Source organism: Pseudoalteromonas sp. SG45-1 (assembly GCF_014164135.1).
In the GTDB taxonomy this organism is placed as follows: Bacteria; Pseudomonadota; Gammaproteobacteria; order Enterobacterales; family Alteromonadaceae; genus Pseudoalteromonas; species Pseudoalteromonas distincta.
In genome coordinates, this window is record NZ_JACJEP010000001.1 from 317294 (window position 1) to 340727 (window position 23434).

Genomic DNA, 23434 nt, shown 5'->3' on the forward strand with positions numbered 1-23434 from the left:
TATGGCAAATACTGAGCAAACACCTTTCGCAAAACGCTTTCGTGGATTTTTTCCTGTTGTTATTGATGTTGAAACTGCAGGTTTTAACAAAGAGACAGATGCCTTGTTAGAAATAGCAGCTTCTGTTTTAAAAATGGATGACGAAGGACTGCTCAGCATAGATCATACTGTTCATTTTCATGTTCAGCCATTCGAAGGCGCTAATATAGAACAAGCAGCCATCGACTTTAACGGTATAGACCCGTTTTCACCATTACGTGGCGCAGTACCTGAAGACGAAGTAATTAAAGAAATATGTAAAGTAGTACGCAAAGCGCAAAAGGCCGCAGGGTGCCAACGCTCAGTTATTGTGGCGCATAATGCCGCATTCGATCATGGCTTTTTAAATGCAGCAATAGAGCGTAATAACATTAAGCGTACGCCATTTCATCCGTTCGTAAGCTTTGATACAACATCTTTAGCGGGTTTAGCGTTAGGGCAGACTGTATTAGCAAAAGCATGTAGAGCGGCAGGTATCGAGTTTGATAACAGCCAAGCACACTCAGCGCTTTACGACACAGAACGTACAGCTGAGCTTTATTGCTTAATAGTAAACCGCTGGCAGCAATTAGGTGGTTGGCCATTAGCGCCAACCGACGATTGCGACGCAAATGGCGAAGTTGAAACTGATACACAAAATAACGAAGAAACTAAAACGTCTGAGTAATTTTACCCTCAGTTAGCTTAACTAGGTGGGGCGGGTAAATACGCGAAAATTGTTTAGAATCTTTCGCTATTTTAAGCTCCACACCAGGGTGCATTAATTCATTTACTTTTAAACGACTACTGGCAAGTAATTGCACTATTTTTTGCTTAATAAGTAGTTTTTGACGATGAATATGTGCAGAGCGTATTTTTATATGCTTTTCATTTTCAGTTATCTTATTCATGAATTGCTGGCGCTGAGCAGCCCCCGCAATTTTACTCGCTTTTTCACGAGCCTGTTGTAAAGCGGTTACTTTAGTCGCAAGTACTTTTTCAAAATCGGTTATTTGTGTTTGCTTTTGGCGAAGCTCAAACCAGAGTTGCGCTAAAAATACGCGCGTTTTAGTACCGGCTGGCGCGCCTAGCTCACCTGTTTCAATGCGCATAGCATCTAAAATATTACCGCCAATAATTTTACCTCGCGGATCGTTTGCTTTGCCTACACGTATTAACCGCCTAGCACTTAAATCACAATGTAGAGCTTGGCGTTCAATAAATAAATCTTGTTCGGATTTAATATTGCAGTACTGAGCATAACCAATAGAAATAGTTCGCAGAGCGGTTATAGAGCATGTAAATGCTTCCTCGCCTTCACGTTTTCTACCAATTGCGCCAAGCATAATGGTTACCGCACTTTTACTTTCAACAGCTCCTGATTCTACAAAACCCAGTACCGTAATATCACCATTGGCTTTTACACGCATGCCGTCTTTAATATCGCCAGTAATAATTACGCTACCATCAAAATCAACGTGGCCTGTACTTACATCTACGTTATCAAAGCATAAAACGTCATCTACACGCATACCTCGGGGTAGGGCAACGGGCACACCTTTGCAGTCGGCAATAAGCATATTAGGATTATTAGGATCTACTTTTGTACCTTCGAAAGGCTGGAGTTGGTGATCTGTACCTGGTTTTGCACTAATTGAATCGCCAAATACCGTATAGCCATCTTCTCCAGGAGTAGCGGCAATACGCTGCATTAAGGGAGTACCAGGTTTTACGGTGATAATAGCGCCAAGATTTTTCATATCAACCTTACCACCTTCCTTAGCTTGTGGGCTAAGCACACGGTCTTGGGCTGTTGAGCATAAGCGCACAAATTTAGCATCGCTGCCTTTTTTAGGATTACGCCCATGTGCAATTATGGCGCTATAAGAGCTTCCTGCTGGTTTTTCAAACTGCTGGCCTAAAAAGGTATCAAGCGCGCGTGGGCTTATTCCTTTTTTAACACCTGCATCAGCAAGCGCTTTTTGCGCACCTTCCATAGACAAAAGCGCACCACCTTTAGCGGTAGTTAATGTTGCTTCTGCGACCATGTTTTTTTCATCAATATTAATGACAAGCGACGCATCTACCGCTTTAGCAACGACAAGTGATACTTCCTGATAGTTTTTAGTTGGCGCAAAAAGCTTTCCAATATTGGCAATGACAGCTTCGTACTCACTAAACTCAGATTGTTCGAGCATTTGCGTAAGCTGAGTACTCGTAACAGGAAAGCCACTATCAATAGGGTGACTAACTAAAGAGACAAACCCTGTATTTTGATCAAATGAAAAAACCGACATTTATTAATTCCCTACTCTATGCCTGTTATTATTTTTGTTTTTTACAACTAAAGGTTTAGAAATGACAAAAACCTTAACTCCTTATTTGAACACAGGTTAAACACATTGTTAAGCAAATGTTTATATGGGCTTGCATAAACTAAATTTTGGTTACTTAATGCTCGGTTAGTGCACGCAATTAAAATAAAGCGTTACTAGGCCTTGAGTATCAGTACTTTACTCAGTTATACTGTTTGCACGCTCTGAATTGAGTTACTAATTCAGGGGCTGATTAGGATTCGACGGAATTCAAGAAGCCCAAGGTGCATGTCGAGGTGCGGTTTGCCTCGTTAAACAGCCGCAACCTAAAGTAATCGCAAACGACGATAACTACTCTCTAGCAGCTTAGGCTGGCTAGCGCTCCTTCCATGTATTCTTGTGGACTGGATTTTGGAGTGTCACCCTAACACCTGATCGCGACGGAAACCCTGGCCGGGGTTGAAGCGTTAAAACTAAGCGGCCTCGCCTTTATTTACCGTGTTTGTCCGGGACTTAAAGGTTAATTAAATGACAATACTAAACATGTAGTACCGACGGTCGAGGCTTTTCGGACGGGGGTTCAAATCCCCCCAGCTCCACCAATAAAGGTTTTTGAACTCGTTATTCGAAAACCATAAGAAACCCGCAAATTTGTTAATTCAAATTTGCGGGTTTTTTTATGGAGTTTATAAAATAAAGTTTAAGAATGTCTTATTGCGCGTAGCTTCATTTTTATTGCAATCACAAGCAGGCTAAATAACGACAGCATACTTATTAACAACGTTAGGTTAAGTATAGGGTTACTTGGCTCGTAGGTAGTGACAGGAGAATTGTTTGTAGTTTGCGAGTTTTGCTGTTGCCTAATATAGCTTTGGCTGATCCAATCTACCGCGTTTATCCATTGTACTTTGGCGGGATCAGTATTGTGTAGCATCCCTATTACATGCTTATCGTTATCTAAGCCTTTTGAAAGTTGTACCAGTTGCTGCCAAAATTCATTTTTAGGGCCTAGGTCATCTATTTCTTGCAGGTGCTGTTGTAATTTATCGCCCCCCATCGTTTTTATATCAGCTTGTCCTGTACTTTGCGCGTAGCTATTTATTAGCGATGAAAAGCGTCTAAAGTACTCATTACTTTTTTGCTGTGTAGGGCTAGCTGCTTGCTCGTTTGTTACTTTTTTTGCTGGTTGATTTAGGCTATTTTGATCAATCAAATATTGTTTATAATTTTGGTAACTTAAGTTGTTTGTAGTTGTGTTATTTGTAGTTGTGTTATTTGTAGTTCCGTTATTTAGAGTGCCAAAATTGTTTTTAAGTGCATTAACACTGATCCCTACGCCTATTATGGTAATAATACAAAGTGCGCAATAGCAAAAGTACAATCCGCTTTTTAAAGTGTTACGCAGTAATTTATATTTATTATAACTTTGCTTAATAGCTGCAGCTGTATTTGGGGCTTCGTTTGTATCTAGGCGTTCGTTTTGTATTGAAATACTTTTGCCGTCAGTAATTTCACTAATGTGTTTATCTGTATTTTTGTTGTGCTCAGTGAGTGCTATTTGATTATTTTTAGATTGAGAGGTTACAGTAGAGAGTTGCGGTTCTACTTTAGTAATTAATCCTAGCTTTTTTAGTGAGGATTCTGTTTTAACAGCATCAATACTCGATAAGTCTTTTTTTAAAGCGTAAGCTTTTCCATCAAATAACTGAACAACAATATTATGAGGAATATTTAGAAGTTGGCTAAGTTTTTCTTGGGCAGAGGTAAGGTCAGTATTTTGATATAACTGACCATTAAAAACAATTTTAAATGTAGCGCTCACGTTAGTACCTTGCTTGTGTAATTCCATTTTTGGAATTTTATTTTTATTATTTGATACACAAAGCTAATTTAACAGATAAAGGGTATGCTTTCTAATGATTTGTGATTAAAAAAGCCTTAACAAACAGCGTTAAGACTTTGGCGTGTAGCTGTTACTTTACTTTATCGTTTTGCGAGTGATTTTACAGATTGCTTTTGATCACTGGCAGGTTGGGTTGCTTTGTCTATTAATGTTTCAAGTGGTTTATTTCGAACGCACATAAGTACTTTGTTCATTGCTTGGCATGTGCCTGTCGCTTTTTTATCATGGCTTGTGTAGCTACAACCTTCATTAATGGCTTTTTCTTCACATGCTTCCCAAGGCGCGTTTGAGCCGTGGCCTGCATGACTTAGCGCTGAGCATGAGGTAGCAAGTAAAAAGCCAGTGGTTAGTGCTTTTATTACGTTAAATATTTTCATTAGTATCTCAGTTAATTATTTGGCCAGAATGCGAGTTATCTTGCGGTAGCACCTTTAAAACAACCAATAAACATGTTTTCAGATACATCGGCTGCATGGTAGTGGTATCCGCGTGTATCGTCGGTGTGGCCTCTACATTCATCTAAATCAGTGGGTTCTAATCCATCTTCGTTAAGCATGCCAAATATACCAAATCCATCGAGTGCATAACCCATCATGGCGGCATGACCATCTGATTGGATTTGTGTTTGGCTACAGCCTGCTTCACCGTGGTAGTGATAACCTGCTACTAAGTTAATATGCCCAGCGCAATCATCAAAGGCTGCAATAGTGTATGCGCCTAAAATAGCCTCAACAGGGGCGGGTGCAGCAAGTACAACACCATTGAGAGCAACACCTACATTAGTGTTACCAATACTGCTATTTTGAGTGGTTGCAACAGGCGTTATTGGTATTAAAAATGATTCTGATATACCGCCATCAACATAATCAATAGAGCATTCTACGCAGTGATTTTGGTATTGCTCCTCTACGTTTGGACGTGCAGCACCATCACACGATTCTTGTGTGTCTGTTACATTTACCAGGCCTGTACCTTCGTCGTATAGCTGCCAATGGTTATCGTTATATAATGTTGGTAGATTTAAAATAAAGTCGCCAGTTATATCGTAAACCTCACCGGTGCCATCAAACCAAATACCGGCTTCGTCTGCTGTTGATGTGATATTTCTAGGGCAAAATACACCAATCTCGTAATTTGAAGGCGCACCTGCAATATCAATTTTGTAGCATGAAGTTTCATCGCCATTACTTAGCGTACATGTTTGAGTGGTAATTGATGAAATGAGCGCATCGCTTTCAAAGTTAAAAGGGTCAACTTCTACAACAAAATCGGTTGAAGTATCTGTTGTAGTGCCCTCATCGGTGGTTGTTTCAGTTACGACGCTACTTTGAGTATCGCTACCGTTACAGGCAGCTAAACTCAGTGCAAGTATGCACACTGCAAGCGGTGCTAAAATTGGTGCGTTAAGTTTTCTCATCAGAAATATCCGGTAATGAAGTTGAATGTATAATATTTGTTAAATGTGCAAACAAAGTGCAAAAACAACGCAACATAATACATTGCCTGAAATAGAGGCTTATAACACTTGCTATAGGTGTATGTTGTACCTTTTATTGTGCGACTTTAAAGTACCTAAATAGGCAGTGGAGTTTTATGGACTTTTTACTTCCCGACAGTATGTCTTTATTTTTGTTTTTATTAATGATGATCACCGCGGGCTTTACTTCTTTTATATCTGCTGCATTTGGTGCGGGTGGCGGGCTAATGTTGCTTGTTGTTATGGCGTCGTTTATGCCTATGGCAGTTGTTGTGCCTGTGCATGGTTTAGTACAGCTTGGCTCTAATGCAAATAGGTTTTTACTCAGCTTTAAGCATATTGATAAAAGCATGTTTGTATATTTTGCGTTAGGCGGCTTAGTAGGGGCGGGGTTATCAAGTTTTGTTATTGATGATATATCGCTTGATGCTATGAAGTTAGTGGTCGCTATTTTTGTTATTTATTTACTGTGGGGTAAAACGCCGCCAGTAAAACTAACCTCTAAGCTATGGCGCATGGTCGCCGGTGGCATAACAACTTTTGTTTCTATGTTTGTGGGGGCGAGCGGGCCATTAGTTGGTAGCTGTTTATATATAAATAATTACGAAAAGTTAAAATTTACGGCAACGTTTTCGAGCATTATGAGTGTGCAGCATTTATTAAAAGCGGTAATTTATGGTGCTGTTGGCTTTAGCTTTTGGCAATGGATGCCGCTTGTAATTGCTATGGTAATAAGTGGTGCTGTAGGGACTTGGTTTGGAATTAAATTACTTAAAAGTATGTCTGGGGATAAATTTAAGCGTATTTTTAGAGTCGTTTTAACGTTATTAACGCTACAACTCGGTTGGCAAGGTATTAAAATATTACTCCACTAATTTACTTAGTGGAGTAAATTTAATTTTATTAAACATAAATCACTTAAGCGGATTAAATAATTCATTGCGCCAAAAAGTTACTGATATAGAGCGACTACACTGTAATTTTTTGCCTTATCCATGAACTATACCAACCTGCAATAATTGTTCATACGTTTAATTAAATTGGTATTAAAGCTTATTTAACAGCGGCTTTAATTGGTTTGTCGCCATCAAATAACTCAAAAATGCGGTTACTAATAAATGAGTTAGTCGCAATATGTAATAATGCATTGGCTACGTTTTCGCGGCTAATTTTAGCCTCAGAACGATCACTTGGTTGCTGCGTCGTTACTTGCATTGAAGCGCTATCATCAGTCAGTGTACCAGGGCGAACAATGGTGTAATTTAAACCACTATTTATTAGGTGCTCATCAGCCATGTGCTTGGCAACTAAGTAAGGTTTTAAATCACCTTGAATCGAATCTGGATCGTCAGCACCAATCGAACTGACCATAATAAAGTGTCTAACGCCATGCTCTTTTGCAAAGGTAGCTGCTTTAGTTGCAGCCCATAAATCAATAAGTACAGTTTTATCATCGCCCGTATTTCCGCCAGAACCTGCAGCAAAAATCACTTGGTCACAGCCTTTTATTGCTTTGCCAAAATCGCCTTCAAGATCTTGCTCAACAATAGTTAAAAAAGAGCTGTTTAAATCACTTAGCTTATTTTTGTCACGCACTAATGCCACAACATTTTGCTCATTTTTTAAAAGTAGCTCAGTTGCCATTTTACCTATTTGTCCGCTTGCGCCAATAATTAGGGTCTTACTCATAATTAACTCCTTCCAATAAATAGTAAAAGTAATGTGCTTATAAACAGACCTTGGGGTAGGGGATAATTTTTAAAGGGTAAAAAAGAGTTTAAATGAGCTAATTTCAAAAAATACTTTAATTAAAATTCAATACTTAACTGAGTATTAAAATTAGCTGCTTTTGGCGTGTTTTTTAGAACTTTTTATTCAACCATTATACTCACTTCGGTCACATAACTACGGCGATATAGACTAATACGAACTTTATGTTCTTGGTAATTATAAAACAAAGTGCGATATGTATTATTGCCGCTTGTTTTTAACGGCTCTCCTAATTTTTGCTGATAAAAGCGAGCGATATCAGAAATTGAATCTGTTAAATAACCAGTGCGAACCATTGGGTATTCGCCGGCTACATCCATTGTTGTAACAAACTCTTCAGGAAGTGGGATTTCAGTGACGTTTTGGCTAAGTACATTAAACGATAGAGTGCATAGCAGTATTATTAAAAATGCTAAAATTTTCATTAAAGTCCTTTAAATAATAAATTCCATTTATTGGTACTCATTTTACCTCAATAAGCACCTTTGTCATTTAAATTTTATTACGAATTAAATCTCGTACTATAAACCGAGCAGAGTGAATAGCTTGGCTTACACGTTCGCTTAATGGGCGAGGCTCGTTATTTAAACAGCTTATTAACCGACGCATTATACAACTCTTAATATGGCTGCACTTCAGTTATACGTTGAAGTGTGAAAAAGTTACACAAATAAGGATCGTTGAATTAAGTTTGCTCATTAGGCATAGTGCTAATGTAAACTAATACTTTAAAAGGAATTTCCATGAAAAATAGTATTATCAAAGTACTTTTAATTTGTACTGCCTACCTGTGCTGCGCGTTTAACCTGCAAGCAAAGCTATTACTAACGGCTTACCCCGATGCGAAATTAGAAGAAAAAGTCACTTTAGCGGGTGAAGAAGCACAGTTTGTATCAGCCTTTAATCCTGCGCTAAAAAAATCTCAAAAATTTGAATATAAGACATTTATTGGTGATGTAAGTCATTTTTCTTATCAAATAAAGAATGTTGCTTCTTTAAAGGTAATAGAAAACTACAAAGACGCTTTAAATGATGCTGGATTTAAAGTTTTGTATATATGTTCTTTAAACGATTGTTATGAAAAGCGAGAGGATAAATTGCTGGCTGAAGAGTCGAGCTATTTCAACGTGTCTAGTTATTACGGACAACCACATTATATTTACGCAGCAAAAGGAGAGGTTCCTGAAGCTGCCATTTCGTTATTTGTTGGACAATATAAAAATACGACACAAGCGCTTTTGACTACGATCAATATTAAAGAAATTGAAACTGGACTAATAAAAGCTGATTTTGAAGCATTCAAGAAAAAAGTTAATAATAAAATAAAAAAATCTACACATGGAGATTATAAAGGTTCTGCAGATCATCCTTTATTAAGTCGTTACCCTGGTAGCTATATCGAGGATTATCAAAATATTGATTATGAGGAGTTTAGTATCCCAATTGGCAAGTCTGATAAAAAAACGAGTACTTCACCTATGCTTGATGTTACAGGAGATTTAACGCGAATTACTTATATTGCGAATAAAGTATCGACGTTAAAAATTTATCATAACTATGTGAGTGCTTTGACTAAAGAAGGTTTTGAAACCGTATTTTCTTGTCAAAAAAATGAATGCGGTACAAAAAGAAAAGAGATTCAAGCATTAGGCGATAAGCTGGCAATCAAACCTGTTTATAACTACTTTCACCAACCTAGATATCAAGTTATGAAAAACACTCTAAATGAGCAAACTACCTACGTTGCCTTTTTTATAGGTAACTATAATGGCGATTCTCGTATTCAGCTTGTTGTTGCTCGTACAGAGCCCTTAGTGACAGGCTTAATAGAAACGAATAGTGATAAAGTTCTTGAGCAGTTAGAGCAAAAAGGAAAGGCGTCTATTTACGGTATTTTATTTGATTATGATAAAGCCACTATTAAAGCTGAATCTAAAGAGGCGTTAGATGTTATTGCTCAAGTTATGGAAAAAAATAAAAAATTGAGTTTATATGTTGTTGGTCATACCGATGATAAAGGTTCGCCTAATTATAATGTAAACCTTTCAAAGCGCCGTGCTGATGCGGTTGTTAACGCATTAATTGCTGATTATGGGGTAGCTAAAGAAAGGTTATTAGCTCAAGGAGCGGGTCCTTATTCACCCGTTGCAACTAATAAAAATGATTTAGGTCGTGAACTAAACCGCCGTGTTGAATTAGTCGAAAGGTTGTCTAGTTCAAAATAATTTACGTTTTTAATTTATATGCACATTAGATCTATTATTTTAATGTGTATACCTCATTTAAATTTTATTACGAATTAAATCTCGTACTATAAACCGAGCAGGGTGAATAGCTTGGCTTACACGTTCGCTTAATGGGCGAGGCTCGTTATTTAAACAGCTTACGAGATGTTCTGCACTTAGCGGTGCGCTACATAAAGCGCGGGCGCCAAAGCCGGTAAAAATATGCAGGCCTTGTTGTGGCTTATTAAGTTTCTCATATTGATAGCGTTTTCCTAAGCGTAAGTTAGCAAAGGCCATTGTATAATCACTTTGTTCGCACCATTGCCCTGCCATTGGTAGGTGATCTATAAATGTGCATCGTACAGCTGCTTTTGCCGAGGTAATATTGCCAAGGGTTGAGGCAAATTCACTTTGCTGATAAAAGCTAAGTAGTTGCTCTTGGTTTAATTGGTTGTCGAGCGCTGTAACTTGACGGCTTTTGGTGTTTTTTTCAAACGTGGCTCCCATACAGTGATGATCTAAATAGGCTGGGGTAAAATACCCTTTATGGCACAGCACTGTTTTAAGTTTGCGTGATTGCTCACTTGCCTCAATATGTGAAACTTGCCCGCGTACGCCTACTATTGGTAGCGCTTTTGTTTGCTCAAATGCATCACTGTGCTCGCCCGCACAAATAATTACATCACTAAAAGGACCTAACTGCTCATCATTCGTTAATAAAAACCAACCGCTGTCAGTTTTTTTAAGCTGTTTTATATTGCAGTTAAATACGCTTTTAAATGGGTTTATGCTATTTGCAGCGCTTAACATGGCGTTTACTAATTGCGGAGGGTTAACCCAGCCGCCTTGCTCAAAAAACACGCCCGAATAACCTGTTTCTACGCCGGCTATTTCGACGCCTTGCTCTGCGGTTACGTTGTGCATTAGCTGGGTTGGCCACAGTTGTTTTTGTGCTAAGTTTTCATGTTTATCGGCCAGAGGCTTTTTTACTGCGTGTTGTAATACGCCGCACCAATCGTAATCAAAATTAAAACCACTGCTAAGTAAGTTGTTATATAGGCGCTTAGCGTATAAAAAGCTATGTGCGAACAATTCACTGTGCGGTGAATTTTTTGCTTGTAGGTGAGGGTAAATAGCGCCTTGCACATTGTGCGATGCCCCCATAGCTGGTTTTTCATCTTGGCAAAATAATTGGCTTGCTATGCCTCGTTTAGCCAAGCTATATAAAATGCAGCTACTGGCTATACCGCCGCCAATGACCGCTACATTTTTTAAAGCACTGCTATCTTGATGAAAATATGCAGGAGCTGATTGAGCATCATTTACGCACTCTAGTTGGCCAACAAGCATATCTCTTTTTTGGCCAAAGCCTTTGGTTTTTTTAGTATTAAACCCTGCATCAATTAATCCACGGCGAACAAAGCCTGCTGAAGTAAATGTTGATAAGGTTGCACTCGCCCTTGATATATTGGCCATAGAATTAAATAAACTTTGCTGCCACATTTCGGGGTTTTTACTTGGCGCAAAACCATCTAAATACCAAGCGTCAACTATTCCTGTTTGCGGATAGCTCATTGCTTGTATTGATTCAAGTGCATCACCAAAGTATAAATCGAGAACAACCAGTCCATTGTCAAATTCGAGTCTGTGGCATCCTTCTAAATTAATTGGGTATTGTTTAGATAATTTGTTACTAAAGGTGCTTAATGAAGGCCATGCCTGTAGTGCTTTGTTTAAATCGTCTATGTGCAGTGGATATTTTTCAAATGAAATAAAGTGTAAGCGTTTAACACCATTATCTAATTGATTTTGAACTTGTTGACGTGCAAGGTGGTCAGTAAAGCGTTGCCATGTATTTAAAAAGTTTAAACCTGTACCAAAGCCGGTTTCGGCAATAACAAAATGTGGCTGGTCATGATTTTGTAATCGTGCATCTATATTATTTTGCTCATAATACACATAATGCGATTCAGCTAAGCCATCGTCATTAGAAAAATAAATATCACCGAAGTCATTAGCGAAAGGTGTACCTAAATTATTAAAGTGTATATGTGCATTTTTGATCATGATTTTTTAATTTTATAGATATATTTTTTAATTATTTTACGGGTTTTCTTTGAAATAGTCTGGCGTTATTTATAAGCTAGCAGTTCAGAGTACAAGTGTACGCTAGAAAGCTGACCACTTAGGTGATTAAATTCGCGTAAAATAGAATGCAATTAAGTATTAAGCTAAGGGAATTACCCATGAGAAGAGCTGTAATTACAGGTATCGGTGTTGTATCAAGTATAGGTAACAACAAAGAAGAAGTATTAGAATCGTTAAAAACGGGCAAAAGCGGCATCGCTTTTAATCAAGAATTTGCCGATTATAAGTTACGTAGTAACGTATCGGGTAAAATTGATATTGACGTTAAAGCACACGTTGACCGCAAAGCAATGCGCTTTATGGGAGATGCTGCTGCTTACTCTTATATTTCAATGACGCAAGCAATTGAAGACTCAGGTTTGTCTGACGACCAAGTATCAAATGAGCGCACGGGTATTATTGTTGGCTCTGGCGGTGGTTCGTCTAAATGGCAAGTAGCAGCTGCTGATATTTTACGTGAAAAAGGCGTAAAACGTGTAGGGCCTTATATGGTGCCACGCACTATGGCGAGCACTACATCTGCTTGCTTAGCAACACCATTTAAAATTAAAGGTGTTAACTATTCAATTAGCTCTGCATGTGCAACATCTGCGCATTGTATTGGTAATGCAGTAGAGCAAATCCAGCTTGGCAAGCAAGACGTTGTGTTTGCTGGTGGTGGTGAAGAGCTACACTGGACATTGGCAATGGAATTTGACGCTATGGGCGCACTTTCTACTAAATACAACGAAACCCCTGAAAAAGCATCTCGTACATACGATGCTAATCGCGATGGTTTTGTTATTTCTGGCGGCGGCGGTATTGTTGTAGTTGAAGAACTTGAACATGCACTTGCACGTGGCGCGCACATTTACGCTGAAATTGTTGGCTACGGTGCAACATCAGATGGCTACGACATGGTTGCTCCATCTGGCGAAGGTGCAGCACGTTGTATGCGCCAAGCTATGCAAGATGTAGATAGTATTGATTACTTAAACACGCATGGTACATCTACACCAGTAGGTGACGTTAAAGAGCTAGGTGCGATACAAGAAGTGTTTGGTGGTAAATCACCAATGATCAGCGCAACTAAAGCAATGACGGGTCATGCCCTAGGTGCTGCAGGTGTTCACGAAGCTATCTTCTCATTATTAATGCTAGAGCACAGCTTTGTAGCACCTTCAATTAATATTGATGAGCTAGATGAGCAAGCGACAGGTTTAGATATTATTACTGAGCGTCGTGATGTTGAGTTAAATACTGTAATGTCTAATAGCTTTGGCTTTGGTGGCACAAACGCGACTTTAGTGATGAGTAAGTACAAAGGTTAATTTGAGCTTATAAGCCCTATATGCAAACGCATAACTGGGCTAAATAGTCCAAAACAAAAAAGGAAAGCCGAGGCTTTCCTTTTTTATTATCGAAAGTTTAATTAACCTTCGTTATGTTCTTGACGCGCTTGCTCAATTTCGTCTGCAATTTCTTGCGCTTTTTGCTTAGTTTTTTCAGTTAACTCGCCAGCAGCTTCTTTGCTTTTAATCCATGCGTCAACCGCAATCTCTTTGCCGTCGTCGTACATGTCTAAGCCCATTGCTTTACTTTGCTCTAATAGCTCGTTTAAAGACTCGTCATTTTTAAGATCGTTAGTTGTCTCTTTAACGTCGTTCCATGCATCACCAAGCTTTTCTTGCATTTGTGCGCTTTTATCTTTTGCATCTTCTTTAACTTCGTTGGCATCTTCACAACCAGTTAATGTAATTAAAGTGCCTAATAAAGCTAAACCTGCTAATTTATTCATGTGCTATCTCCTTTAGAGACTGATAATTAATTCGAGGCAGACTATACAACAATGAAAATGAACGCCCCCGTAACAAAACGATTAAATTTTAAATTAATGAATGAGCATGATTGGCCTCAATTATTTGAACTCGACCAAGACCCGGCTGTAATGCAGTATTTAACACGAGGTGAACCTACCTCTTTAGAGCAAATAAAAAATGAGGGAGTGCCTCGTATGCTCGCATATCGAAATGAGCTTAAAGGCTGGGGGCTGTGGAGTATCACTATAAAGCAAACCAATACATTTATAGGTTGGGTATTAATAAGGCCTATGGGCTTTTTTACTGATGCACCAAACTACAGTGATATTGAAATAGGCTGGCGCTTTAAGCAAGCAAGTTGGGGGCATGGTTATGCAACCGAGGCGGCTTTAGCATTATGTGATGAACTTATAAAGCAAGATGACGTTAAGGCGATAAGTGCAACGGCACTAAAAGATAATACGGCCTCTATAAATATAATGAAAAAGCTAGGTCTGCAATTTATAAAAAATTATACACATACAGACGAGCAAGGCGACTTACCTGCGGTGCTTTATTCAAAAAGTGTTTAAAGATGATTAAATATCAACAGTATAAAGATTGACCTGTCCTTAAGTGACGTGCATTAATAAGAATGCGTAACTAAAAAATAATAAATTAAGGATGTTGTATGGGATTGCTTTTTTCACCACGTAAATTAATTGTCAAAAGTGTGCTGGTTTTACAGTTCGCTGCTTTTAGTGTTTTAGCGCAGCCTTTATCGCAAAGTGCGGTAGCAATGCCTGACTCGTTCAGTGCCGATGCTGCTAAAAGTATATTAGAGCAAGGCGGTAATGCTGTTGATGCGGCTATTACGGCACAATTTGTACTAGCAGTAACGCTTCCTGAAGCCGGCAATATTGGCGGCGGGGGATTTATGCTTATTCAAAAAGATGGCAAGGGCGATTTTATAGATTATCGCGAAACAGCGCCAACAGCGGCTCATCGTGATATGTATTTAGATGAGCAAGGTAATGTTATTGCAAACAAATCAATATATGGTATTCACGCAAGCGGTGTACCTGGCAGTGTAGCGGGCATGTGGCTTGCCCATAAAAAACATGGCACTTTAAAGTGGGAAGAATTAGTACAACCAGCGGTAACGTTGGCTGAGCAAGGGTTTGTAGTTCCGCCTAAGTTAGCAAAAGGTGTGAGCAATTATATAGCCCACCTAAAAGAGCAAAAAATAAATGTAAACTTCGAAAAATACTTTGCTGATGTAAAAGCTAATAAAGTATTTAAGCAACCCGAGTTAGCGGCAACGCTAAAGCGTATCCGTGATAACGGCCAAGATGGGTTTTATAAAGGCGAAACTGCAAATATTATTGCTAAATTTATGCACCAACATGGCGGTATAATTAATCAAGATGATTTAAAAGGTTACACCGCTAAATCACGTACACCTATTAAAGCGAGTTGGAATGGTTATGAAGTACTTACTTCTCCACCGCCGAGTTCAGGTGGTATTGCTATTTTACAGTGGCTTAAAATGTATGAGCTACAAAAACCAGATGCGGGCTTAGCGCATAACTCTACTCAGTATGTACACTTACTTTCTGAAATAGGTAAACGTGTATTTGCAGATAGGGCGGAGTATTTAGGCGATCCTGATTTTTTTGATGTACCAGTCAACGCATTAACTAATATTAACTACCTCAAAGAGCGCAGTAATGGCATTTCGTTAACCGCTATCTCGACTACCAAAAATATTAAACCGGGCCTTAAAGAAAGTGAGCAAACTACACACTTTTCAATCGTTGATAAAATGGGTAACGCTGTCGCAAATACCACCACAATAAACTTAGGGTTTGGTAGCGGTGTAGTTGTTGAAGGTGCAGGGTTTATTTTAAATGATGAAATGGACGACTTTAGTGCCAAACCAGGCGTTATGAATGTGTTTGGTGCAATAGGCGGCAAAGCTAACGAAATACAGCCGCACAAGCGTATGCTTAGCTCTATGACGCCTACAATACTCCTTAAAGGCAACACCGTTAAAATGGTGACAGGCTCGCCTGGTGGCACAACAATTATTAGCTCTGTGTACGAATCTATTTTAAATGCGGTAGAGTTTGATATGACTGCAGAGCAGGTTGTAAATAGCCCTCGTTTTCATCATCAACTGTGGCCTAAAAATATAATTAGAACACACATAGGTTTAACCGATAGCGTAAAAGCAGAGCTTACAAAAATTGGTTACACCATAGATGAGAATCACTTTGGTGACTTACACGTTATTATTAATAAAGAGGGCCAACTAGATGCCGCTTCTGAAGCATCAGGACGTGGAAAATCGATTGTTTTTTAAATAAAAAACACCGCGCTAAAAGCGCGGTGCTTTAAACAATACAAAATTATTGAGTATCAATTAAATCTTCAACACCCACTATTAGCCATGGAGCGTCGTCTGAAATTAGACGCTCTAAGTGCCAAATTTCTAAAATAGGCTCTTCTTTTTTATCGCCTAAATCACGGTACTTACCTTTAAAGCGAACACTAACCTGCCACGATTGCGCGTTTGTATCTGCGCGCACAAGTTCGGCATCAATAAACATCACTTCTGTTTCTACGCTTTGTATAGCTTCACGTTCAGCTTTAAACTCGGCAACAAGTGCAGGGCTTAAGTATTCAGCCATTGTGGTGTAATCGGCATTGTTCCATGCAGTTTGTAGCGTATGGTAATGACTACGGGCACCTTGCAAAAAGCCATTAACGTCAAAGTTAGGTGGTAAATTAAAAGGCACACTTTCACCTTGTGGGGCGCTGCTTGCAAAGCCGGTACTTGTTGGTTGCTCGATAGGTGCTTGTTTAAAGGCATTTTGCTGAGCACTTGTACTTGCACTGGCAAGTTGTGGGGCACGATTAGCACGTAAAAAGCCCGTTACTAGCTTAAATAAAATAAAGAGTCCGCCAGCTAATAAAATCATATCTAATAGCTGAAAACCTTCAAAATCGTCGCCTAACATTGCTGCAATTAAGCCACCCGCTAAAAGCCCTCCAAAAACGCCTGCCATAATGCCTTTTTTATTTGATGTGGCTTTAGGTGTAGCGTTAGGTGTTGTTGTATCTGTTTGTTTTTTTTGCGCTGTTTGATGTGTTGCAGGTGTCTGTCCGCGTTTACTACTGCCAAATTTTTTACGTGCGTGTGCATCAAAACTGGCAGTACATAATAATGCCAATAATGAAAAAATAACGATGATGTTCTTCATGAAATTCCCTAATTAAAATCGAGCCGCGATTATAATTTACTTTCTTTAGGAATTTAATTAATTACTTTAAAAATCAGAGGTTTTGGGGAGTGAAGAAACGCTTTGTTGGTGAGTATATAATCAAAAAACCGCTCAGTAGAAACTAAGCGGTAAATTTGTCTATTTTAAAGCCAACGAATTGCGCCAGTAACGCGTTCATTGTATGTATCTAGAGGTGCTCCAAGACTTGCCACTAAAATAGTATCAGCTTGTGAGCCACGATTAATGTGACCTTCAAAGCGCTCATCGCGGAAGTTGTCATCCCCAAAACCAAATGATTTATTTTCAGAAGGCACTATAAATACCGTCATAGGACCAAAGTCAGACTCAAATATTAAATGCAGTCCTTTTTCGCCTTTAAAATCACAAAACATGGCATAAGTTACAGCGCCAGGAAGTTCATCAAGATGACCACCTAATACTGCAAGCTTGTCGTTAACGCTTTGTAGGCTAATGGGCTCTTTTTTATCAAGCGCATTAATTTCGTAATACACATGGGCAAGCGCATGCTCACCTGCTTCGTGTGCAATATTTTGCTCTGTACTAAAAAAGAAGGCACTAATCGCCACTACAAAAGACGCTGCTAACGCAAGATGTACACGATCAAACTTAAAACGCGATCGAGCATCAACCATGTTTTTACCAGTTGCTTGTTCTTCTTGGAGTGCTTTTTCTTTTAACGATGTGTTTAAAAGAATGCGGTCTGCAAGATTTTCAGGCACAGGTATGTCTAAAGAATCTTGAATGAATTTATCAAAATCTTTCATATCGTTAATAAAACTTTGTCGCTCTGGGTTATTGTCAGCAAACTCCATAAGCTCCTTGTCAATGTCGTTTGGCTGCGCAATAGTGCGGCGACGAAACTCAAGTTCATCCATTATTTTGATGCCCCTTTAAGTTGTTCATCATCACGGCTTAAAGCCTCTTTAAGTTGATTTCTGGCACGGTATAAACGAGTCATTACCGTGTTTTTATTTAAATTAAGTATGCCTGCAATTTCTTCACCAGAGCAGCCCATTACAACTTGCAGTAATAATGGCTCTCGGTATTCATCAGATAGCAGTGCAATCTGGCGTTGAATTACCGTTTGTTCCATTTCATCGTCTAATGAATGGCTGGTTTCATCAACAAGCGTATCGTTTTCTACGTCGCTGTAATCAAACTGTTTACGTTCAAATCGGCGTGCGTTTTCTCTTCGTAATATAGTAAGCAGCCAAGGTTTAGCTGCCTTTTGATCAAGTAAAGAGTCGAGTGAACGCCATGCGCGTAAAAACGTTTCCTGTACTAAATCATCTGCTATGTGCGGATCACGGCATAACCAATAAGCAAAGCGATAAAGCTCTTTATTGTAAACGTGGACCAAGGCTTCATAACGCTTTTGTTTCTCTGCCATATCGATTAAGACCTGATTGTTTGATTTTTTCTTTCCAAGCATAAGCACTTTTTTAATTAAAAATTATTAGTTATTGCAAAAAAAGACCTAAGGTTCGTAGTTATTAATTATAAAGGTCTTTTAATACAGCTTGTTGCGACTTTGATGCCTGAGTTTGATAGTTCTCAAGAATTTTAATAATAGCATTAAGATCCGTGTTTGCGCCTTTATTACTGTAAAGTTGTGCCTGCAATTGGCTAATGAGACCATTAAGCTCGCTGCTGTTTACGCGGATGCAGAGCTCATCAATCGCGCCAACATTTTTATGGGTCACCTTTACAGAAAAGTTATTTAATGCGGTGTAAAAGGCTTTTACATCGTGTGTTTTCGCTAATGCTTTAAGCTCATTTAAGCTTGGCTGAGAAGTACCACGGGTGTTTAGCTGTAATTTTTCAGTCGTATTTTTAGTAGAACGGCTTATTAAGTAAAAAATTACAGTACCAATCCATAAAATATACCCTAAAGCGGCAAAAACTATTAACCAAAGAGGAGTATCACTTTTAGTTTCAATAGGTTGTGTGCCAGTTGCTTGATTCGAAATATTTTCAAGAGTAGGTGAATTATTTGTACTGGGTTGTGGGTTTGCTATGGCTGTATTAGGCGCGGTAGTACTTGGCGTTACTGTAATAGTACGCTTTGGTAATGTAGCTACGCTAATACGGTTCATCTTGGTATTAAACCAAGGCAGCTTTATTTCAGGCAAAGTATAAGTACCTGGTTTTTGCGGCAGTAAGGCATACGATGCAGTTTGCTGCGACACAACGCGTCCGTCTCGCACTGCATTGTTATTTTCTTTTTGGTCAGGGTAGCTGCGTATGCCATCAATAGTAGGCATAGAGATTTCAGGTAATTGCTCTTTTGTAACTCCAAGCGCGGTAAGCGTAATAGTACGTGTTATAGGCGTACCTACTTCTACTGTGTTGTCGTTAGGTTGCCATTCTTCATCAAGGTTAACCAATTCGCTTGGTAACCATGCGCCTTTATAATCACTCGGGATTGGTTTTATTTCTACTTGCTGATCATCGCCAAGAGCAGATACCTCCAGTTGGCGGTAATTTTGCTGTACTCGCCCTTGAAAAGCGGGGCCTGCAATCGTGTAGGCACCACTTTTTTGTGGCTGAATCAAATACTCACGAGTAATAACAAGGTAGCGTTTGCCATCAACTAGCTCATAACTCTCAGTTTGTTTACCTAATTGGGTTAGCTGAGCATCCTCCATACTTGGTGTGCTTAAGCTGCCATCAAGCAGTTCTTTGGCAAGGTAGAGCTTAACAGTGTAAACACCGGCTTCTTGCACAAATAATGAATTACTCGAGAGCGACGTTTTTAAAAATATTTCGTTATTTTTATCTGCATCAACTGAGCGTTTTGCCACTTTTAACTTAATAGGTTGTGAGGTTAACCCTGCAACGCTAAATGCTGGTATCGTGTAATCACCCTCTGTACGGGTCATTAGTTTAACTGACCACGTAGTTTGTTTATTAATGCTGCCATTAATAATGTTGGTACGAGAGCTTAAGCTTGTTGGGCCTACAACAAAGTCTTTTAACAGCGATGAGGTGTCTGGTTGCTCGCCTTTAACTGTATCGTCTACCGATATATTAAGCATAAAAAATTCACCCGCTAATACAGGGTTTTTATCTACGCTGGCTTCTAATTTGGTGGCAGCCCACGAAGGCATCGCACTTAATAGCAATAAACAGCAAAATAATCGCATTACCATGATTTTTCGACTCCTGTAGGGCGACGTTTGTATTGTCTTTTTTGGGCTTCTAATTGCATTTTATTCCGTAATAAAATAGCCGGATCGTCCGGGACTTTTCTAAGTAGTTGATTAAGCTGTTGTGCTTTTTCTTTTTCTTCATTAGTGAGCTCACTTGCTTGGGCTTGCATCGCTTGTTGCTGAGCATTTTGTTTTTGCTCATCAGTGGCAGGTTGCTCACTTATTGCTTGTGGCTTACTTTGTTGCTGCTCATCCTCTTTAGGCTGGTCAGCGTCTTTATTTTGCCCTTGTTCGCTTTGTGGCTGGGCTTGCATATCAGGCTCATTTTGCTTATCTGATTGCTCGCCAGGCTCACCTTGTTGATCTTTGGGTTGTTCAGACTCTTTATCTGATTTTTCATCGCTTGAGCTTTGACTTTCGTTTTCGCCTTTTTCAGAATTGCTTTTATCACCATTTTGTTGCTGATCCTGTTTTGACTGTTCAGAATTTTGCCCTTGGTTTTGCTCATCTTTTTTCTGACTATCATCTTGGTCTTGAGAGTCGTCGCCGTCGCTTTGCTGATCTTGCTGGTCTTGTTGCTCTTGTTGATTTAGTAATTGCTCAACTAAGGCTTGGTTATCGGCTGCTTGCGTAAAGTCATCTTGTAAGGTTTGGGCTTGTTTGTACGCTTCAATTGCGTCCTCAAGTTTGCCAGCTTTGGCAAGGGCATTACCGTAGTTGTATAAACCGGTAGCCGACTTATCATTACTAAACTCATTAAGTGCAGCATCAAAATTACCTTGCTGGTATAGCGCCGCGCCTTTTAACTCACTCGATTGCGCCTGTGTTGCTGCATCGTATTCTTTATTATTGTAAGCCTCTAATGCACGTTGATCTGCATTTTGCAAAAGAGTAGGGAGCTCTACGGCATACGCATTTTGCTGCGGTAAAAAACCAAAAGCTAAAAAAGCCCCCAACAAGGCAGCGCGTCTAAATAAATACAAGCCAAATGGCAGTAATAACAAGAGTCCGTAAATACCTGCATCTATTCGCCAAAGCGCGTGGCTTTGTTTTTCGTCTTTCAATAATTCACTCTGCGCATTTGGGGCAAACGTATTTATGTCGTTATTGCTAGGTTGGTAACTAGCAAATTTACCGCCGCTGCTTGATGCTAAATTTTTAAGCTGAGAGGCATTAATTGTAGGTACTACAATTTGGCCGTATCTGTCTTTCAAAAAGCCGCCTTCAGGTAACTTAATTGGTGCGCCTTGAGCGGTACCTACACCATAAATATTTAATCTATATTGGCTGTTACTGGTAAAGCTACTCACGTCGCTTTGTTCTTGTTGGTCAATACCGTCGGTCACTAAAATAATGTCGCCATCAATATAACCTGCTTGTGTTAATAGCTCTTTGGCCATATCAAGACCCGCTAAAACGTTTGAGCCTTTGTCTGGCATTATTTCAGGGCTTAAGCTTGGAATTAAATTACTGAGTGTTGTGGCATCGTTTGTTAGTGGTGAAATTATATAGGCCGTGCCTGCGTAAGCTACAAGCGCGGTATCACCTTCTTTAAATAGCTCAATCATATCAAGCGCTTTAAAGCGTGATTGCATTAAACGATTTGGTAAAATATCGGTGCTGTACATTGAGTACGACATATCCATAACAATTACACGGGCACTTTTACTTTGAAATACAGGAACTTGTTTTTTCTCAAAACTAGGCCCAGCACTAAATAAAATGCCAAGGCTGCAAAACAAAGCAACTAACCAAAGTGGCTGGCTGGCTTTAGTGTTTGCTTCGCTCATTATAAATTGTGCTAAATGAGGTGCAATTAGCTGCTCACTAGTCGTTTTTTTATGCTTAATTAAGGCAACAAAAAATAATGCCACAGCAGGTATGAGTAACCATAAAAGAGCGGGGCGAATAAATTCAAAATCCATTAGTTTGGCTCCTTTAATGCACGCAGTGTACTAAGCATTACTTTTAAGCTAATAAGTAAAATAGCGATAAGTAACGGGTAGTAAAATAATGAGCTTTGTGGGCGAAATGTTTGTTCATCAGCGCTAATAGGTTCAAGTTTATCAAGCTCTGCGTAAATTTGTTGAAGGCCTGCTACATCTTTGGCTCTAAAGTATAATCCGCCAGTTTGATCGGCAATCTTTTTAAGTAAGCTTTCATCTAAATTACTGCCACTAGAGCCACCCACATTAAAGAGGCTAAAGCCGCGCGGATTATCTGAGCCAACACCAATGGTGTACACTTTAATACCTTCTTCGCGAGCTAGCAGTAGGGCATCTTCTGGGTTTAGATTGCCCGCGGTGTTTTGTCCGTCGGTTAATAGCACCACAATTCGGTTACTTTCATCTTTATTGGCAAAGCGTTTTACCGAAAGACCCAATGCATCACCAATGGCTGTTGCGCGCCCCACTAAACCAATTTGCGCTTCGCTGAGCATTTTACTTACTGTTTTAACGTCGCGGGTGAGCGGGGTTTGTAAAAACGCGGTGTCGCCAAATAATATTAGCCCAAGCCTGTCGCCTTGACGTTGCTCTATAAAATCACTGAGTACAGCTTTTACCATGGTAAGGCGGTCAACATATTGGCCATTATAAGCCATGTCTTGTTCGGTCATCGAGCCTGATAAGTCAACTGCTAACATTATATCGCGTCCTTCATTTGGTAATGAAATTGGCTCATCTAACCATGTTGGATTGGCAGCAGCAGTAACAAGTAATAACCAAATTATCCACTCGAGGGGATTTAAACGTCGTGCGTGTGGCTCAATGCTTTGACTGGTTAAATTGTGCTTTGCAAAACTGGGTATACGTAAACGCGTACTGGCATTACTTGCAGCGGGTTTTAATAGTAAAAGTAATAAAGGCAAGGGTAGTAATAAAAATAACCATGGCCAGCTAAATTCAAACATTTACTGACTCCTTTATTTTAAATTGCTTAATACCTTGGCGAAATTTTTCGCACTGTGTTGTATCTTTTTGGCTGGGGTTATACAAGCTTAGTATTTCTTGTTCTGTAAAGCTTAAACCGGTGAGTGTATTAAGTGTTGTGCACCATTTAGAGGTAGATTGCGCAGCAAGTCGCTTGTCGTAATATTCAATCACTAAACGTTTTAAAATAATATGCAGTTGCTGAGGGTTTTGCTCACTTTGGCTCAATTGTATTGCGTAGCGTTTAGGCTTTTTAAATTTATGTTTTTTATAAAATATATAAATAGCCGCGCACAGTGCTAAAAACAGCAGTGCAATAATAACCCACCAAGCAGGGGCGAGTGGCCACCAATTAACTTGGCTTGGCGCTATTATATCGTGCAGGCCATCGAGTGGATTGGTTTGCATGG

General features: G+C 39.3%; 21 protein-coding genes and 1 other RNA gene. 7 read left to right on the plus strand and 15 right to left on the minus strand.

Annotated features, from left to right (window positions below):
• Position 1: 1 nt before the first annotated feature.
• Positions 2 to 706 (plus strand): ribonuclease T, encoded by a 705-nt coding sequence (gene rnt / locus H5117_RS01380; protein WP_138489440.1) that lies wholly within the window; start codon positions 2 to 4, stop codon positions 704 to 706.
• Here rnt and H5117_RS01385 read toward each other — a convergent pair.
• Positions 690 to 2315, minus strand: a complete 1626-nt coding sequence (locus tag H5117_RS01385) for a DUF342 domain-containing protein (RefSeq protein ID WP_154903370.1) — start codon at positions 2313 to 2315, stop codon at positions 690 to 692. The two genes, rnt and H5117_RS01385, sit on opposite strands and share 17 nt — an antisense overlap.
• 263 nt (positions 2316 to 2578) lie before the next feature.
• Between H5117_RS01385 and ssrA the strand changes: the two genes are divergently transcribed.
• Positions 2579 to 2935: a transfer-messenger RNA gene (gene ssrA / locus H5117_RS01390) on the plus strand.
• 98 nt (positions 2936 to 3033) lie between these two features.
• Here the strand turns inward: ssrA and H5117_RS01395 are convergent.
• The 3 genes from H5117_RS01395 to H5117_RS01405 form a co-directional block, all read right to left on the minus strand.
• Positions 3034 to 4155 carry a hypothetical protein gene (locus H5117_RS01395; protein ID WP_310737160.1) on the minus strand — a complete coding sequence of 374 codons (1122 nt, stop codon included), beginning with the start codon at positions 4153 to 4155 and terminating at the stop codon, positions 3034 to 3036.
• A 161-nt stretch (positions 4156 to 4316) separates the two neighbouring features.
• Positions 4317 to 4613, minus strand: a complete 297-nt coding sequence (locus H5117_RS01400) for a hypothetical protein (RefSeq protein ID WP_024596756.1) — start codon at positions 4611 to 4613, stop codon at positions 4317 to 4319.
• Positions 4614 to 4648: 35 nt separating this feature from the next.
• Positions 4649 to 5653, minus strand: a complete 1005-nt coding sequence (locus tag H5117_RS01405) for a YHYH protein (RefSeq protein WP_182692896.1) — start codon at positions 5651 to 5653, stop codon at positions 4649 to 4651.
• Positions 5654 to 5829: 176 nt separating this feature from the next.
• Between H5117_RS01405 and H5117_RS01410 the strand changes: the two genes are divergently transcribed.
• Positions 5830 to 6588, plus strand: a complete 759-nt coding sequence (locus H5117_RS01410) for a sulfite exporter TauE/SafE family protein (RefSeq protein ID WP_182735996.1) — start codon at positions 5830 to 5832, stop codon at positions 6586 to 6588.
• A 178-nt stretch (positions 6589 to 6766) separates the two neighbouring features.
• Here the strand turns inward: H5117_RS01410 and H5117_RS01415 are convergent, their stop codons facing one another.
• Both H5117_RS01415 and H5117_RS01420 read right to left on the minus strand, forming a co-directional pair.
• Positions 6767 to 7402: an NAD(P)-binding oxidoreductase gene (locus H5117_RS01415; protein WP_182693585.1), complete on the minus strand. Its 636-nt coding sequence runs from the start codon at positions 7400 to 7402 to the stop codon at positions 6767 to 6769.
• A 182-nt stretch (positions 7403 to 7584) separates the two neighbouring features.
• Entirely contained in the window at positions 7585 to 7908 is a 324-nt protein-coding gene (locus tag H5117_RS01420; RefSeq protein ID WP_182735997.1) for a hypothetical protein, read from the minus strand.
• A 318-nt stretch (positions 7909 to 8226) separates the two neighbouring features.
• Here H5117_RS01420 and H5117_RS01425 point away from each other — a divergent pair, with 318 nt between their 5' ends.
• Complete coding sequence (locus tag H5117_RS01425; protein ID WP_182693587.1) at positions 8227 to 9708, plus strand: OmpA family protein; 1482 nt, start codon at positions 8227 to 8229, stop codon at positions 9706 to 9708.
• 57 nt (positions 9709 to 9765) lie between these two features.
• On the opposite strand, the gene mnmC is transcribed toward H5117_RS01425, so the two are convergent.
• Entirely contained in the window at positions 9766 to 11775 is a 2010-nt protein-coding gene (mnmC, locus tag H5117_RS01430; RefSeq protein WP_182735998.1) for a bifunctional tRNA (5-methylaminomethyl-2-thiouridine)(34)-methyltransferase MnmD/FAD-dependent 5-carboxymethylaminomethyl-2-thiouridine(34) oxidoreductase MnmC, read from the minus strand.
• Between the two features lie 179 nt (positions 11776 to 11954).
• On the opposite strand from mnmC, the gene fabB reads away from it, so the two are divergent.
• Positions 11955 to 13166, plus strand: coding sequence for a beta-ketoacyl-ACP synthase I (fabB, locus tag H5117_RS01435; RefSeq protein WP_182735999.1), 1212 nt, complete (start codon positions 11955 to 11957; stop codon positions 13164 to 13166).
• 101 nt (positions 13167 to 13267) lie between these two features.
• On the opposite strand, the gene H5117_RS01440 is transcribed toward fabB, so the two are convergent.
• Positions 13268 to 13633, minus strand: a complete 366-nt coding sequence (locus tag H5117_RS01440; RefSeq protein ID WP_024596750.1) for a hypothetical protein — start codon at positions 13631 to 13633, stop codon at positions 13268 to 13270.
• A gap of 51 nt (positions 13634 to 13684) precedes the next feature.
• Here H5117_RS01440 and H5117_RS01445 point away from each other — a divergent pair, with 51 nt between their 5' ends.
• On the plus strand, positions 13685 to 14227 hold the full coding sequence (locus H5117_RS01445; RefSeq protein ID WP_004335610.1) for a GNAT family N-acetyltransferase: 543 nt from the start codon (positions 13685 to 13687) through the stop codon (positions 14225 to 14227).
• Positions 14228 to 14325: 98 nt separating this feature from the next.
• Positions 14326 to 15999 (plus strand): gamma-glutamyltransferase, encoded by a 1674-nt coding sequence (gene ggt / locus H5117_RS01450; protein ID WP_182736000.1) that lies wholly within the window; start codon positions 14326 to 14328, stop codon positions 15997 to 15999.
• Between the two features lie 46 nt (positions 16000 to 16045).
• On the opposite strand, the gene H5117_RS01455 is transcribed toward ggt, so the two are convergent.
• From H5117_RS01455 to H5117_RS01485, 7 genes are all read right to left on the minus strand, one after another.
• The gene (locus H5117_RS01455) at positions 16046 to 16900 is read right to left on the minus strand and encodes a Tim44 domain-containing protein (protein WP_182736001.1); all 855 of its coding nucleotides are present in this window, start codon (positions 16898 to 16900) and stop codon (positions 16046 to 16048) included.
• A 164-nt stretch (positions 16901 to 17064) separates the two neighbouring features.
• Positions 17065 to 17817 (minus strand): DUF3379 family protein, encoded by a 753-nt coding sequence (locus H5117_RS01460; protein ID WP_024596746.1) that lies wholly within the window; start codon positions 17815 to 17817, stop codon positions 17065 to 17067.
• Positions 17817 to 18374, minus strand: coding sequence for a sigma-70 family RNA polymerase sigma factor (locus H5117_RS01465; RefSeq protein WP_032827217.1), 558 nt, complete (start codon positions 18372 to 18374; stop codon positions 17817 to 17819). Before H5117_RS01465 ends, H5117_RS01460 begins: the two co-directional genes overlap by 1 nt.
• A 61-nt stretch (positions 18375 to 18435) precedes the next feature.
• Positions 18436 to 20094 carry a BatD family protein gene (locus H5117_RS01470; RefSeq protein WP_182736002.1) on the minus strand — a complete coding sequence of 553 codons (1659 nt, stop codon included), beginning with the start codon at positions 20092 to 20094 and terminating at the stop codon, positions 18436 to 18438.
• Positions 20088 to 22019: a VWA domain-containing protein gene (locus tag H5117_RS01475; protein ID WP_182736003.1), complete on the minus strand. Its 1932-nt coding sequence runs from the start codon at positions 22017 to 22019 to the stop codon at positions 20088 to 20090. The genes H5117_RS01470 and H5117_RS01475 overlap by 7 nt, the downstream gene beginning before the upstream one ends.
• Complete coding sequence (locus tag H5117_RS01480) at positions 22019 to 23005, minus strand: VWA domain-containing protein (protein WP_182736004.1); 987 nt, start codon at positions 23003 to 23005, stop codon at positions 22019 to 22021. The genes H5117_RS01475 and H5117_RS01480 overlap by 1 nt, the downstream gene beginning before the upstream one ends.
• Positions 22998 to 23432, minus strand: coding sequence for a DUF4381 domain-containing protein (locus H5117_RS01485; protein ID WP_182736005.1), 435 nt, complete (start codon positions 23430 to 23432; stop codon positions 22998 to 23000). Before H5117_RS01485 ends, H5117_RS01480 begins: the two co-directional genes overlap by 8 nt.
• Positions 23433 to 23434 lie beyond the last annotated feature (2 nt).